10 protein-coding genes are annotated in these 14,556 nt (G+C 62.9%); all 10 read left to right on the top strand.

The window, feature by feature from the left end; translation table 11 throughout:
• Positions 1–18: 18 nt before the first annotated feature.
• The gene (araD1, locus tag AC1RMD_RS09425; protein WP_492925923.1) at positions 19–1,011 is read left to right on the top strand and encodes an AraD1 family protein; all 993 of its coding nucleotides are present in this window, start codon (positions 19–21) and stop codon (positions 1,009–1,011) included.
• Positions 1,008–2,576, top strand: a complete 1,569-nt coding sequence (locus AC1RMD_RS09420) for an aldehyde dehydrogenase (NADP(+)) (RefSeq protein WP_492925921.1) — start codon at positions 1,008–1,010, stop codon at positions 2,574–2,576. The genes araD1 and AC1RMD_RS09420 overlap by 4 nt, the downstream gene beginning before the upstream one ends.
• 22 nt (positions 2,577–2,598) lie before the next feature.
• Complete coding sequence (locus AC1RMD_RS09415; RefSeq protein WP_492925919.1) at positions 2,599–3,366, top strand: SDR family NAD(P)-dependent oxidoreductase; 768 nt, start codon at positions 2,599–2,601, stop codon at positions 3,364–3,366.
• A gap of 124 nt (positions 3,367–3,490) precedes the next feature.
• Positions 3,491–5,413, top strand: a complete 1,923-nt coding sequence (locus tag AC1RMD_RS09410) for a glycoside hydrolase family 97 protein (RefSeq protein ID WP_492925917.1) — start codon at positions 3,491–3,493, stop codon at positions 5,411–5,413.
• A gap of 13 nt (positions 5,414–5,426) precedes the next feature.
• Complete coding sequence (locus AC1RMD_RS09405; RefSeq protein WP_492925915.1) at positions 5,427–6,974, top strand: alpha-N-arabinofuranosidase; 1,548 nt, start codon at positions 5,427–5,429, stop codon at positions 6,972–6,974.
• A gap of 4 nt (positions 6,975–6,978) precedes the next feature.
• The gene (locus tag AC1RMD_RS09400; RefSeq protein ID WP_492925913.1) at positions 6,979–8,535 is read left to right on the top strand and encodes a glycoside hydrolase family 43 protein; all 1,557 of its coding nucleotides are present in this window, start codon (positions 6,979–6,981) and stop codon (positions 8,533–8,535) included.
• Position 8,536: 1 nt separating this feature from the next.
• Complete coding sequence (locus AC1RMD_RS09395) at positions 8,537–9,547, top strand: arabinan endo-1,5-alpha-L-arabinosidase (RefSeq protein WP_492925911.1); 1,011 nt, start codon at positions 8,537–8,539, stop codon at positions 9,545–9,547.
• Positions 9,544–11,916, top strand: a complete 2,373-nt coding sequence (locus tag AC1RMD_RS09390; protein WP_492925909.1) for a beta-L-arabinofuranosidase domain-containing protein — start codon at positions 9,544–9,546, stop codon at positions 11,914–11,916. Before AC1RMD_RS09395 ends, AC1RMD_RS09390 begins: the two co-directional genes overlap by 4 nt.
• 107 nt (positions 11,917–12,023) lie before the next feature.
• Positions 12,024–12,986 (top strand): ABC transporter substrate-binding protein, encoded by a 963-nt coding sequence (locus tag AC1RMD_RS09385; RefSeq protein ID WP_492925907.1) that lies wholly within the window; start codon positions 12,024–12,026, stop codon positions 12,984–12,986.
• A gap of 4 nt (positions 12,987–12,990) precedes the next feature.
• The gene (locus AC1RMD_RS09380) at positions 12,991–14,529 is read left to right on the top strand and encodes a sugar ABC transporter ATP-binding protein (protein ID WP_492925905.1); all 1,539 of its coding nucleotides are present in this window, start codon (positions 12,991–12,993) and stop codon (positions 14,527–14,529) included.
• Positions 14,530–14,556: the final 27 nt, after the last annotated feature.

Here is a 14,556-nt window from a genome sequence, read left to right as displayed (position 1 = left end):
TCAAAATTCGGAGACACCATGCTACTCGTGCAATTCAAGAACGAACAAGGCGCGCGCCAGATCGGCGTGCTGGAACAGAACACCATCCGCATCATCGAAGGCTACGACACCACCTACGCGCTGGCGCAAGCCGCGATTCGCCAGTCGATCGGCCTGGCCGACCTGGCTACCAAGGCCACGGGCCACGCCGTGCTGGCGTTTGACACCGTCGCGGCGGCGGGCCGTCTGCTGCCGCCGCTGGACCATAGCGACGACGCCCACTGCTACGTCACCGGCACCGGCCTGACCCACCTGGGCAGCGCCGACACCCGCGACGCCATGCATAAGAAAATCGGCGGCGACGTCGAATCCCTGAGCGATTCCATGAAGATGTTCCGTATGGGCGTAGAAGGCGGCAAGCCTGCCGAGGGCGAAGCCGGCGTGCAGCCGGAGTGGTTCTACAAGGGCGACGGTTCCATCGTCGCCGCCAGCGGCCAGGCCCTGAGCATGCCGGACTTCGCGCTTGACGGCGGCGAAGAGCCCGAAGTCGCGGGCCTGTACGTGATCGGCGATGATGGCCAGCCATACCGCATCGGCTACGCCATCGGCAACGAGTTCTCGGACCACGTGACCGAACGCCAGAACTACCTGTACCTGGCGCACTCCAAGCTGCGCGCCTGCGGCCTGGGCCCGGCGCTGCTGGTCGGCGAAGCGCCGGCGCATATCGAAGGCACCTCGCGCATCTACGACATGGAAGGCAAGGTACGTTGGGAGAAGGCGTTCTTCAGCGGCGAACAGAATATGTCGCACACCATCGGCAACCTGGAACACCACCATTTCAAGTACCCGCTGTTCAAGCGACCGGGCGACGTGCATATCCACTTCTTCGGCACGGCGACGCTGAGCGTAGCCGACAACATCGTCGTCAAACCCGGCGAGACTTTTGAAATCGAAGCGCCGCAATTCGGCCCGGCCCTGCGCAACAAGCTGACAGTGTACAAAACCGAAGTCGCGAAAGTGAAAGCATTATGATCATTACCGGTGAAGCACTGATAGGCGGCGTCGCCGTCAAGGGTACGGGCGCTGCTATCCGTGGCTACAATCCGTCGCTGCAAGCGCCGATGGAACCTGAATTCCATGCTGTCGATTTCGAGCAGATCGACCAGGCCTGCCGTTTGGCCGATGCCGCGTTCGACACCTTCCGCGCGCTGAGCGACGAGCGGCGCGCCGTCTTCCTCGAAACCATCGGGGAACAGATCATGGCGCTGGGCGATGTGCTGGTGGAGCGCGTGATGGCCGAAAGCGGCCTGCCGCGCCCGCGCATCGAGGGTGAGCGCGGCCGCACCGTCGGTCAGTTGAAACTGTTTGCCAACCTGTTGCGCGAAGGCTCGTGGAACGACGTCCGCATCGACAAGGAGCTGCCGGAACGGGCGCCGCCGCGTCCCGACCTGCGGATGCGCATGATCGGTCTCGGTCCGGTAGCGGTCTTCGCGGCCAGTAACTTCCCGTTGGCTTTTTCTGTGGCCGGTGGCGACACCGCGTCGGCACTGGCGGCCGGTTGCCCGGTGGTGTTGAAGGCGCACTCCGCGCATCCCGGCACGTCGGAGCTGGTGGGGCGCGCGGTGATCAAGGCGGTGGAGCTTTGCGGCCTGCCTGCCGGCGTGTTCTCGCTGCTGACCGGCAGCGGTAACGGCATCGGCCAGGAGCTGGTGCGCCATCCTGCCATCAAGGCCGTTGGCTTCACCGGCTCGCGCAGCGGTGGCATGGCGTTGATGGCGGTTGCGGCCGCGCGTCCGGTGCCGATTCCCGTGTATGCGGAAATGAGCTCGATCAATCCTGTATTCCTGATGCCGCGCGCCTTGGCTGCGCGCGCCGAAGAAATCGCCGCCGGTTTCGCCGGTTCGCTGGTGCTGGGCGTGGGGCAGATGTGCACCAATCCGGGACTGGTGATTGGTATCGGCGGCCCGGATCTGGACCGCTTCGCCAACGCCGCCGCGCAAGCGCTGGCCGGTGGCGCCGCGTGCGCGATGCTGTCGCCGGGGATCGCCGGCAGCTTCCAGCGCGGGATCACGCAGCTGGCCGAGCATGCGGACGTGAAGACGCTGGCGCTGGCGCCGCAATCGGAAGGCAAGGGCGCTCCGGCGCTGTTCGTCACCAGCGGCGCGGCCTTCCTGTCGCAGCACACGTTGTCGGAGGAAGTATTCGGCCCGGCTTCGTTGCTGGTCGCTTGCAAGGACGTCGCGGAACTGCATCAAGTCGTCGAGAGCCTGGAAGGCCAACTGACCGCCACCCTGCAACTTGACGACGGCGACCTGGATCTGGCGCACGCCTTGCTGCCGGTACTGGAGCGCAAGGCCGGCCGCATCCTGGCCAACGGCTTCCCGACCGGCGTGGAAGTGTGCAGCGCGATGGTGCACGGCGGCCCGTTCCCATCGACCTCCGATGGCCGCAGCACGTCCGTCGGTACGGGCGCGATCGTGCGCTTCCTGCGTCCGGTGTCGTACCAGAACCTGTCGCAGGCCTTGCTGCCGGAGGTATTGCGCGACAACGGCACCGCAACCTGGCGTCGCCGCGAGGGCGAACTGACGCGCGGTTGATAAAAATTAAAACGGAGACTGTATGACCCAATTGGCCAAATTTGGCAGCTTGCGCGGCAAGCGTGTATTCATTACGGGTGGCGGCACAGGGATCGGCGAGGCGATGGTGATCTCCTTCGCCGAGCAGGGCGCGCAAGTGGCGTTCGTCGATATCGCCCGCGACGCCAGCCTGGCCCTGGTTCGCCGGGTGAAGGAAGCCGGCTATCCCGAGCCATTGTTCCGCCAGTGCGACATCACCGATATCCCGGCGCTGCAAAACGCCATGTCCGAGATGGCGGCGGCCGTCGGCGATTTCGACATCCTGGTCAACAACGCCGCCAACGACCAGCGTCACGAGACGGCCGAGGTGACGGTGGATTACTGGAACGAGCGCATCGCCATCAACCAGCGGCCGATGTTCTTCACCTGCCAGGCGGTCCTGGAAGGCATGAAGAAGAAGGGCGCCGGTTCGATCATCAACGTCGGCTCGATCTCGTGGCACGTCAAGAACGCCGGCTATGCGGTGTATGCCACCTCCAAAGCGGCGGTACATGGCTTGACGCGCGGGCTGGCACGCGAGTTCGGCGCGCACGGCATCCGCGTCAACACCGTCACGCCGGGCTGGGTGATGACGCAACGCCAGATCGACCTGTGGCTGGACGACGCGGGCGAACAGGATATCAAGCGCAACCAGTGCATGCCGACCAAGTTGCTGCCGCAGCACGTCGCATCGATGGTGCTGTTCCTCGCCGCCGAAGACGGCGCGATGTGCACCGCCCAGGAGTTCATCGTCGACGCAGGCTGGGTATAACCCTGGGGTCAAGTCTGACATTCGGACACGAGCTGAACCGTAGAGCGTTGCTACGGTTCAGCTCGTGTCCGAATGTCAGACTTGACCCCCGCTTGGGATGCATAACCATAAAAAAGGTATGAACATGGTAAAGACATGTTTCTCCGCGCTGGCGCTCGCCGCCAGTGCGATGACGGTGGCCGCAGCGCAGCCTGTGCTGACCAGTCCCGATCATCACATCAGCGTCAATGTGCAAGCCACTGCTGGTGGCGGATTGGCGTATTCGATCTCGCGCGACGGCAGGCCGGTGCTGCTTGCCTCCGACCTTGGCCTGCAATTGCAGGGCGCAGATCTGGCGACCGCTTTGACGTTGACGGCCACCTCCAAGGCCCGCACCGTCAACGATCAGTACCAGATGGCTGTCGGTAAAAAGAGCAGCATCAGCTACCGCGCCAACGAGCAGACCTACACCGTGCGCAACGCGCAGCAGCAGGCGATGGACATCGTGTTCCGCGTGTCGAACGACGGTGTGGCCTTCCGCTACGTCGTCGCCGAGCCTTCGCTGCCGCACAAAAAACTGATCCAGGAACGCACCACCTTCGCCTTGCCACCCGCAGCCAAGGCCTGGCTGCAACCGATCGCCGTTGCGCAAACCGGCTGGAGCAGAACCAACCCTTCCTACGAAGAGCACTACCAGATGGACATCCCGGTCGGCACCGCATCGCCGTCGCCGGCGGGCTGGGTGTTCCCGGCGCTGTTCAAGAGCGGCGACAACTGGGTGGCAATCTCCGAGGCCGGCATGGACGGCAGCTTCCAGGCCTCGCGCCTGGCGCCGGAATCCGCAGGCGGAAAATACAGCATCGGCAACCCGATGGCCGCCGAAATCTACCCGGGCGGCGGTTTGCTGGCCGAACTCGACGGCACGCTGACATCGCCATGGCGCCTGCTGGCGTTGGGTTCCCTGAAGACCGTGACCAACTCCACGCTCGGCACCGACCTGGCCGCGCCAGCCATCGCCTTCGACAAACAGCTGGTCAAACCAGGTCACGCTTCGTGGAGCTGGGCGTTGATGAAGGACGACGCCACGGTCTACGACGTGCAGAAGAAGTTCATCGACTACGCCGCCGACATGCATTGGGACTACACCCTGATCGACGCCGACTGGGACCGCAAGATCGGCTACGACAAGATCAAGGAACTGGTCGACTATGCGGCGACCAGGCAGGTCGGCATTCTGCTGTGGTACAACTCGTCCGGCCCATGGAACGCAACCGAGTATTCGCCCAAAAGCCAGCTGCTGACGCATGAACAGCGCGTGGCCGAGTTCAAGCGCCTGCGCGACATGGGTGTCAAAGGCGTGAAGATCGACTTCTTCAACGGCGACGCGCAATCGATGATCGCCTACTACATCAACATCCTGCGCGACGCTGCCGATGCCGGCCTGCTGGTCAACTTCCACGGCGCCACGCTGCCGCGCGGCTGGACCCGTACCTGGCCGAACCTGATGACGATGGAAGCCGTACGCGGCATGGAGTTCACCACCTTCGAACAAGCCGACGAAGACAAGATGCCGACCCACGCGGCCATGCTGCCGTTCGCCCGTAATCTGTTCGACCCGATGGACTTCACGCCGATGGTGTTCGGCGATATCCCCAAGATCAAGCGCAGCTCCAGCAATGGTTTCGAGCTCGCCACATCGGTGCTCTATATCTCCGGCATCCAGCACTTCGCCGAGATCCCGGAAGGCATGGCCACCGTGCCGGCCTACGTCAAATCCTTCTTGCAGGAGCTGCCGCGCAGCTGGGACGACAGCCGCCTGGTAGACGGCTATCCAGGCCAGTACGCCGTCATCGCGCGCCGCTCCGGCGACACCTGGTACATCGCCGGCATCAACGCCACCAACGCGGACAAGGCCTTGACCTTGGACCTGTCTTTCGTCGGCGCCAGGCAAGGCGTCATCATCGGCGACGGCAGCGCTGAGCGTGATTTCAGCCAGCGCAGCATCGCAGCAGGAAAAAAAGTAGCGGTAACGATCAAGCCGCACGGCGGCTTTGTCATAAAACTATAAACAGGAGACTTAAATGAACTACATCAAACAAGGCGTACTTTCCCTTTGCCTGCTGGCTTCCGGTGGCGCATTCGCCGCCGATACCATCGGCCTGACCATCGATGCCGGCAAGCCGGGCGCCGTCATCAACAAGGACATCTACGGCCAGTTCGCCGAGCATCTGGGCACCGGCATCTATGAAGGCATGTGGGTCGGCCCCAAATCGAAGATCCCGAACACCAAGGGCTGGCGCAACGACGTCGTCGGCGCTTTGAGAGCCATGCACGTGCCGCTGGTGCGCTGGCCCGGCGGCTGCTTCGCCGATGAATATCACTGGAAGGATGGCCTGGGCCCGCGCGAGAAGCGTCCGGTCAAGGTCAATACCAACTGGGGCGGCGTGGCGGAATCGAACGCCGTCGGCACGCACGAGTTCTTCGACCTGGTCGACCTGCTGGGCGCCGACGCCTATGTCAACGGCAATCTCGGTACTGGCAGCGCGCAGGAGATGTCGGAGTGGATCGAGTACATGACCTCCGACAGCCAATCCACACTGGCCAACCTGCGCCGCAAGAACGGCCATGAGAAGCCGTTCAAGGTCGCCTATTTCGCGATCGGTAACGAGGCCTGGGGTTGCGGCGGCAACATGACGCCGGAGCACTACGCGGATCTGTACAAGAACGTCGAGACCTTCCTGCGCGCGCCGCAGCAGTACCGTCCGAAGATGATCGCCAGCGGCGGCAACGACAACGACCTGACCTGGTCCGAAGTACTGAGCAAGCAGCTGAAACGCCAGACCGACGGCATCAGCTTCCACTACTACACCATCCCGACCGGAAAATGGGAAGTGAAGGGCGCAGCGACCGGTTTCCCGGAGAAGGAGTGGATGTCCACGCTGTCCAATACGCTGCGCATGGATGACCACATCCGCAAGAACTCCGCAGCGATGGACAAGAACGACCCGGAGAAAAAACTGGGCCTGTTCGTCGACGAGTGGGGCACCTGGTACGATGTGGAGAAGGGCACCAACGCCGGCTTTCTCTTTCAGCAGAACACCCTGCGCGATGCGGTTGTTGCAGCGCTTAACTTCAACATCTTCCATGCCCATGCGGACCGCGTGCGCATGACCAATATCGCGCAGATGGTCAACGTGCTGCAATCGATGATCATCACCGACAAGGACAAGATGGTGCTGACGCCGACCTATCACGCCTTCGAGATGTATGTGCCGTTCCAGGGCGCGACCTCGCTGCCGCTGACGTTGTCGAACAATCCGCAATATGCGCTGGATGGCGCCAGTGTCCCTGAAATCAGCGCATCGGCCGCGCGTGGCACCGATGGCAAGCTGTATCTGGCGCTGGTCAACACCAATCCAGGCCAGGCCGCGGATGTGGCGATCAACGTGCCGGGGCAGGCGATCAAATCCGTCAAGGGGCGGGTGCTGACCGCCGCCGCGATGGATGCGCATAATACCTTCCAGGCGCCGCAGGCGATCAAACCGGCACCATACAGCGCGACGGCGGTCGACGGCAAGTTGACGGTGAAGATTCCGGCCAAGGCCGTTGTCGTGGTCGCGGTGGAGTAAGAGCATGAGCGAACACGATATCTCGATCTCGCGCCGCAAGGCCATCGCCGGCGGTGTAGCGCTGCTGCTGGCCGGTTGCGGTGGCGGCGGAGGAAGTAGCAGTCCAGTCACGCCGGTGCCGACGCCAACACCTGCGCCGACTCCGACGCCAACGCCCACGCCGACCCCAACGCCCACGCCAACCACGATCACGTTCGGCGACGCCTCGGTACACGATCCGGCAGTGATCAAGGTGGACGGCACGTATTACGTATTCGGCTCGCACCTGGCTGCCGCCAAATCGACGGACCTGATGAACTGGACCAAGATCGCGGATGGCGTCAACGCTGCCAATCCGCTGTTCAACAACGTCGTCACCGCGCTGGCGGACACCTTCACCTGGGCGCAGGTGACGGACCTGTGGGCGCCGGACGTGGTCAAACTCGGCGACGGCAAGTTCTACTTCTACTACAACGCCTGCAAGGGTGATTCGCCCCGCTCGGCGCTGGGCGTGGCCGTGGCGGACAAGATCGAAGGCCCCTACGTCAACAAGCAGATCATGCTCAAATCCGGCATGTGGGGCCAGATCAGCGAGGACGGCGTCAAGGTCTACGATGCGCTGACGATGCCGAACGTGGTCGACCCGAACACCTTCTTCGACAAGGACGGCAAGCTGTGGATGGTCTACGGATCCTACTCGGGCGGCATCTTCATCCTGGCGATGGACCCCGCCACCGGTTTGCAGAAGCCGGGCCAGGGCTACGGCAAGCACCTGATGGGCGGGAACCACAGCCGCATCGAAGGCGCGTATGTGATGTACAGCCCGCAGTCGAAGTACTACTACCTGTTCACGTCCTTCGGTGGACTGGATGCCAACGGCGCCTACAACATGCGCGTGGCGCGCTCGCTGAACCCCGACGGCCCCTACGTGGACGCCAAGGGCAACGACATGGCCAACGTCAAGTCCAATCCGGCGCTGCCCTTGTTCGACGACGCCAGCATCGCACCGTTCGGCCAGAAGATCATGGGCAACCACCAGTTCGCGCTGGCGGATGGCGAAACCGGCACGCCGCTGGGCTACGTATCGGCCGGCCACAACTCCGCCTACTACGAAGCGGCGACCGGCCAATACTTCCTGGTGTTCCACACGCGCTTCCCCGGCACCGGCGAGCTTCATCAGATCCGCGTGCACGAAATGTTCATCAACGAAGACGGTTGGATCGTCGTGTCGCCGTTCCGCTATGCGCCGCTCAGCAAGAACTCGACGGCGCTGTCGGCCGAGGTGACGGTTGCCGATGCTGCGGGAACGTACAAGATGATCAATCACGGCAAGGACATCACGACGGCGATCAAGGCTTCGCAGAACGTCAAGCTGGCGGCCGACGGCACGGTTTCCGGCGCCGCCACCGGCACTTGGAAGCATAATGGCGCCAACAAGATCACGCTCACGCTGGGCGCCACCGGTACCTTCAACGGCGTGCTGTCGCGCCAGTGGAATACCAACGCCAGCGCGTTCGTGGTGACGTGGACCGCGCAGTCGGTGGATGGCGTGTCGATCTGGGGCGCGCGTACAGGGAGTTAGTATGAAGTCAGCGATATTTGCATTGGGCCTGTTGGCGCTGTCGGCTTGCACGGCCAAGGAAGTCAGCGTCCACGATCCGGTGATGGCGAAGGAAGGCGATACCTGGTACGTATTCAGCACCGGGCCGGGTATCACCTTCTACAGCTCCAAAAACATGAAGGACTGGACGCCGGAAGGCCGCGTCTTCAAGGACCAGCCGGTGTGGGCCAAGCGCGCCGCACCGACCTTCGACGGCCATATCTGGGCGCCGGATGTGCAGTTCCATAACGGACAATACTATTTGTACTATTCCGTTTCTGGATTCGGCAAGAACACTTCGGGTATCGGCGTCACTGTCAACAAGACGCTTAACCCCCGCTCGCCGGACTATCGCTGGGAAGACAAGGGCATGGTGCTGCAATCCGTGCCGCTGCGCGACGACTGGAACGCCATCGACCCGAACATCGTTGAAGATGGCAAGGGCGGGGCGTGGATGGCGTTCGGTTCCTTCTGGAGTGGCCTGAAACTGGTCAAGCTGAATGCGGATTGGACCGGACTCGCGGAGCCGCAGGAATGGCACGCAATCGCCAGCCGCTCGCGCGGACCGTCGGTGGCGGAGAAGTCGGCGGGGCCGGACGAGATTGAGGCACCGTTTGTCTTCAAGAAGGGCGACTACTATTATCTGTTCGCGTCGTTCGGGCTTTGCTGCCGCAAGGGCGACAGCACGTACTACGTCGTTGTCGGCCGGTCCAGGGACGTCACTGGTCCTTACGTGGACAAGAACGGCGTCGACATGCAGAAGGGGGGCGGCTCCAACGTCATCGCCGGCAACAAGGACTGGAAAGGCCTGGGCCATAACAGCGCCTACACCATCGACGGCAAGGATTTCCTGGTGCTGCACGCCTACGAGACGGCTGACGACTACCTGCAAAAGCTGAAGATCATGGAAATGAAGTGGGACGCCAGCGGTTGGCCGATGGTGGACCCTGCGGACCTGAATCGATACCGCAGCAAGCAGCTGCCATCGCCATGATGGTGATGCTGCGCAGGGCGGCGGTGCTGCTCGCCGCTGCGATGCTGTACGCATCGGCTGCGGCGGCTCCGCTGCAGTTGTTCCCACTGGCCGACGTCCGCCTTGGCGACAGCCCCTTCCTGGAAGCCCAGCGGACGGATCTCCATTACCTGCTTGAGATGGAGCCCGACCGTCTGCTGGCGCCATTCCTGCGCGAAGCCGGCCTGCCGCTGAAGCAGCCCAGCTACGGCAACTGGGAATCGTCAGGTCTGGACGGCCACCTCGGCGGCCACTATCTTTCCGCGCTGGCGCTGATGTACGCATCCACGGGCGACGACGAAGTCCTGCGTCGCCTGAACTACTTCGTGGCTGAACTCAAGCGCTGCCAGGAACGCAACGGCAACGGCTACATCGGCGGCATCCCGGACGGCAGCGCGGCATGGCAGGCCATCGCCAAGGGCGAACTCCATGCCGACAATTTCTCCGTCAATGGCAAGTGGGTCCCTTGGTACAACCTGCACAAGGTATATGCGGGCCTGCGCGACGCGTACACCTACGCCGGCAACGCGGACGCCCGCGCCATGCTGATCGCCATGTCCGACTGGGCGCTGGAATTGACCTCGCACCTGAGCGAGGAGCAGATGCAGTCCATGTTGCGCAGTGAGCACGGCGGCATGAATGAGGTGCTGGCCGACGTCGCCCAGATGACGGGACAAAAAAAATACATGGATCTGGCAATCCGCTTCTCCCATCAGGCCATCCTGCGGCCGCTGGAAGCGGGCAAGGACCAGCTCACCGGCCTGCACGCGAACACGCAGATCCCCAAGGTAATCGGTTTCAAGCGCATCGGCGACATCACCGGCCGCCGCGACTGGCAGCAGGCCGCGCAGTTCTTCTGGCAGACCGTGCGCGATCACCGCACCGTCGCCATCGGCGGCAACAGCGTCAAGGAGCACTTCCACGACGATAAGGACTACTCTTCGATGGTGGATGAAGTCGAAGGCCCTGAGACCTGCAACACCTACAATATGCTCAAGCTCACCGAGCTGCTGTTCCTCGGCGACGCCAAGGGCAGCTACAGCGATTACTACGAGCGCGCGTTGTACAACCATATCCTGTCCTCGCAGCGGCCGGATAGCGGCGGCTTCGTCTACTTCACGCCGATGCGGCCCAATCACTATCGCGTCTACTCGCAGGTGGACAAGGCGATGTGGTGCTGCGTGGGTTCCGGCATCGAAAGCCATGCCAAGTACGGGGAGTTCATCTACGCGCATCGCGGCGACCTGTTGTACGTGAACCTGTTCATCCCATCGACGCTGAACTGGCGCGAGCAAGGCGTGACCATCACGCAGGCCAATCGCTTCCCGGACGAGGACCGCAGCACGATTATGGTCAAGGGCGCGGTCAAGGGCAACAAGGCGTTCACGATGAAGATCCGCTATCCCGAGTGGGTGGCACAGGGGGCCTTGCGCATAACAGTCAACGGCAAGCCGGTGGCGGCAGATGCGGGCCCGGACCGCTACGTCAGCCTGCGCCGTGCATGGCGGGACGGCGACAAAGTCGAAATCCTCCTGCCGATGAAAACCCATCTGGAGCAGATGCCGGACAAGTCCAACTACTACGCGGTGCTACACGGCCCCATCGTGCTGGCGGCGAAGACCAACCCCTTCGCCGGCGAGAAGCTGAACTTCCTCGCCGACGATTCGCGCATGGGCCACGTGGCGCAGGGCCAAGTCTGTCCACTGGAGTCCGCGCCCACGCTGGTCAGCGACACCAAGGCCTTCATGGACCGTTTCAAGCCGGTACCCGGCAAACCGCTGACGTTCACGGCGCCCGGTCTGGTGCAGGGCAAGAATGTCGGCAGCGTGACCTTCATTCCATTCTTCCGCCTGCATGATTCGCGCTACGTGGTTTATTGGCCGTATTCGACGCCGGCCAATCTGGCCTTCATGCAGTCCAGGGCAGCGCAGGACGAGGCGGTACGCCTGGCGCTGGACGCGCAGACCATCGACCAGGTGGCGCCGGGCGAGCAGCAGCCGGAGTCCGATCATTTCTTCAGAGGCGAAGGCGCCGACGCGGGCATCAACAAAGGCCGGCACTGGCGGCACGCGAGCGGCTGGTTCAGCTACGACCTGACCGACAAGAAGGCCGAAGCGAAGACACTCAGGCTGACCTATTCGACGCTGGACGCCGGCCGCCGCTTCGATATCTTCATCAACGGCCAGCTGTTGGCCGAGGTGAGCCTGGACGCCACCGCGCCGCAGGAGATCTACACCAGGGACTACACCATCCCGCCCGCAATGGCGGTTGGCGGCAAACTGGTGATCAAGTTCGTCGCCCGCAAAGGTTCGATGGCGGGCGGGTTGTATGGTCTGCGGCTGCTACGTTGATATCAAAATCGGTATCAAACTGCCAGAAAATGTCATTGGATAGATATTCTCGTTTCTCTTAGTATGTGATCCAGAAAATACATAAAAATCCATCTGGAGACTTTGCCATGACATGCAATCGCAGAACCGTGTTGGCCGCCGCAACCCTCGCCGCCTTTACTTTCAACGCCCCGGCCTTCGCGGCCAAACCGCTGGTGATCGGGTTCTCGCAGGTCGGCGCCGAGAGTGAATGGCGCACCGCGAACACCGTGTCGATCAAGGACGCGGCCAAGAAGGACGGCATCACCCTCAAATTCGCCGACGCCCAGCAGAAACAGGAAAACCAGGTCAAGGCGATCCGCTCCTTCATCGCCCAGCGCGTCGACCTGATCGCGTTTTCGCCAGTGGTGGAATCGGGCTGGGACACCGTGCTGCGCGAAGCCAAGGCCGCCAAGATCCCCGTCATCCTGACCGACCGCGCCGTCAACGTCAGCGATCCTTCGCTGTACGCCACCTTCATCGGCTCGGACTTCGTGGAAGAAGGCCGCCGCGCCGGCCGCTGGCTGCTGGAGCGGGCGAAGAAGACGCCCGATACCGTTATCAATATCGTTGAGCTGCAAGGCACCGTCGGTTCGGCGCCCGCGCTGGACCGCAAGAAGGGCTTCGAGGAAGTCATCGCCGGCAATCCGAAGTTGAAGGTGATCCGCTCGCAGACCGGCGACTTCACCCGCGCCAAGGGCAAGGAAGTGATGGAGGCTTTCCTCAAGGCCGAGGGCAAGAAGATCAATGTGCTGTACGCGCATAACGACGACATGGCAATCGGCGCGATCCAGGCCATCGAGGAAGCCGGTATGAAACCGGGCAAGGACATCGTCGTGATTTCCATCGACGGCGTCAAAGGCGCCTTCGAGGCGATGATCGCCGGGAAGCTGAACGTGACCGTGGAATGCAGCCCGTTGCTGGGTCCTCAGCTGATGCAGCTGGCGCGCGATGTCGTCGCTGGCAAGCCGGTACCGAAGCGCGTCGTTACCCAAGAAGGTGTATTCCCGGCCGAAGTCGCGGCCAAGGAATTCCCAAACCGTAAATACTGATCCGATGAACATTCAAACTTCCGCGCCCGCTCCGGTGCTGGAGCTGCGCGGCATCAGCAAGGCATTCCCCGGTGTGCAGGCCTTGAGCGGCGTGGCGTTGAACCTGTATCCGGGCGAGGTGCATACGCTGATGGGCCAGAACGGCGCCGGCAAATCGACGTTGATCAAGGTGCTGACCGGCGTGTATGCGCCGGACCAGGGCCAGATCCTGCTGGAGGGGCGGGCGATACAGCCTGCGTCCACGCTGGAGGCGCAGAACCTGGGCATCAGCACCGTTTATCAGGAAGTGAATCTGTGCCCGAATTTGTCGGTGGCGGAGAATATCTTCATCGGCCGCTATCCGCGCAAGCGCGGTGGCATCGACTGGGCCGCCATGCAGCGGCAGGCGGTGGAGCTGCTGGAGCGGATGCAGATACGGATCGACGTATCGCTGCCGCTGGCGCGCTACCCGTTGGCGATCCAGCAGATGGTGGCGATTTCGCGCGCCTTGCTGGTGTCGGCCAAGGTGCTGATACTCGATGAGCCGACCTCCAGTCTCGATGAGAAGGAAGTGGAGCTGTTGTTCAGTGTATTGCGCGGACTGCGCGAGCAGGGCATGGCGATACTGTTTGTGACGCACTTCCTGGATCAGACTTATGCGATTTCGGATCGCATCACCGTCATGCGCAACGGCGAGCGGGAAGGCGAGTACGCCTGCAGCGAGTTGTCGCGGTTCGATTTGGTCAACAAGATGGTCGGCGCGCCGGCGGCGGTAGCTGTTGGCGAGAACGTCACAGCACCCGCCGTCGCTCCGGCGCCGTCGAAGCTGACAACCTTCCTGCGCGCGACCGGTTTGGGCCGCAAGGGCGCGTTGTCGCCGATGGATATCGAGCTGCGGCAGGGCGAGTTGCTAGGCCTGGCGGGACTGCTGGGTTCCGGCCGCACCGAGGCCGCGCGTTTGCTGTTCGGCGCGGACAAGGCGGATAGCGGCAGCATCGTCATCGATGGCAAGGAGTGTAGCTTCGCCTCGCCGCGCGACGCCATCGCCGCCGGCATCGGCTTCTGCTCCGAGGACCGCAAGCATGAAGGTGCGGTGCTCGAACTGTCCGTGCGCGAGAACCTGATCCTGGCGCTACAGGCCCGCACCGGCATCCTGCGCGCGATTCCGCTCAAGCGTCAGCAGCAACTGGCGGAGGAATACGTCAAGGCACTGGGCATCAAGACGGCGAGTATCGAAACGCCTATCGGCACGCTCTCCGGCGGCAATCAGCAGAAGGTGCTGTTGGCGCGCTGGCTGGCCACCGAGCCGAAGATGCTGATCCTGGACGAGCCAACGCGCGGCATCGACGTGCGCGCCAAGCAGGAGATCATGGACTATGTGACGGCTCTGTGCCGCAAGGGCATGGCGATCCTGTTCATTTCGTCCGAGCTGCCGGAAGTGCTGCGCGTGAGCGACCGTATCGTCGTCATGCGCGACCGCAAAGCCGGCGGCGAGTACCCGCGCGGTGCTCTGGACGAGAGCTCGGTGCTGCAAGTAATCGCCGCCGGAGACGTGCATGAATAGCCCGCTGAACGTAATCGCCGCGCCCCG

This window comes from Duganella sp. GW822-FHT06D06 (assembly GCF_058799615.1).
This window is presented reverse-complemented; position numbering and strand designations above follow the sequence as displayed.

Bases quoted from the DNA above. Each gene is read 5' to 3' on its own strand.
- AC1RMD_RS09395 (WP_492925911.1), top strand. From the start codon at position 8,537: ATGAAGTCAGCGATATTTGCATTGGGCCTGTTGGCGCTGTCGGCTTGC.
- AC1RMD_RS09420 (WP_492925921.1), top strand. From the start codon at position 1,008: ATGATCATTACCGGTGAAGCACTGATAGGCGGCGTCGCCGTCAAGGGT.
- AC1RMD_RS09415 (WP_492925919.1), top strand. From the start codon at position 2,599: ATGACCCAATTGGCCAAATTTGGCAGCTTGCGCGGCAAGCGTGTATTC.
- AC1RMD_RS09390 (WP_492925909.1), top strand. From the start codon at position 9,544: ATGATGGTGATGCTGCGCAGGGCGGCGGTGCTGCTCGCCGCTGCGATG.
- araD1 (WP_492925923.1), top strand. From the start codon at position 19: ATGCTACTCGTGCAATTCAAGAACGAACAAGGCGCGCGCCAGATCGGC.
- AC1RMD_RS09400 (WP_492925913.1), top strand. From the start codon at position 6,979: ATGAGCGAACACGATATCTCGATCTCGCGCCGCAAGGCCATCGCCGGC.
- AC1RMD_RS09380 (WP_492925905.1), top strand. From the start codon at position 12,991: ATGAACATTCAAACTTCCGCGCCCGCTCCGGTGCTGGAGCTGCGCGGC.
- AC1RMD_RS09385 (WP_492925907.1), top strand. From the start codon at position 12,024: ATGACATGCAATCGCAGAACCGTGTTGGCCGCCGCAACCCTCGCCGCC.
- AC1RMD_RS09410 (WP_492925917.1), top strand. From the start codon at position 3,491: ATGGTAAAGACATGTTTCTCCGCGCTGGCGCTCGCCGCCAGTGCGATG.
- AC1RMD_RS09405 (WP_492925915.1), top strand. From the start codon at position 5,427: ATGAACTACATCAAACAAGGCGTACTTTCCCTTTGCCTGCTGGCTTCC.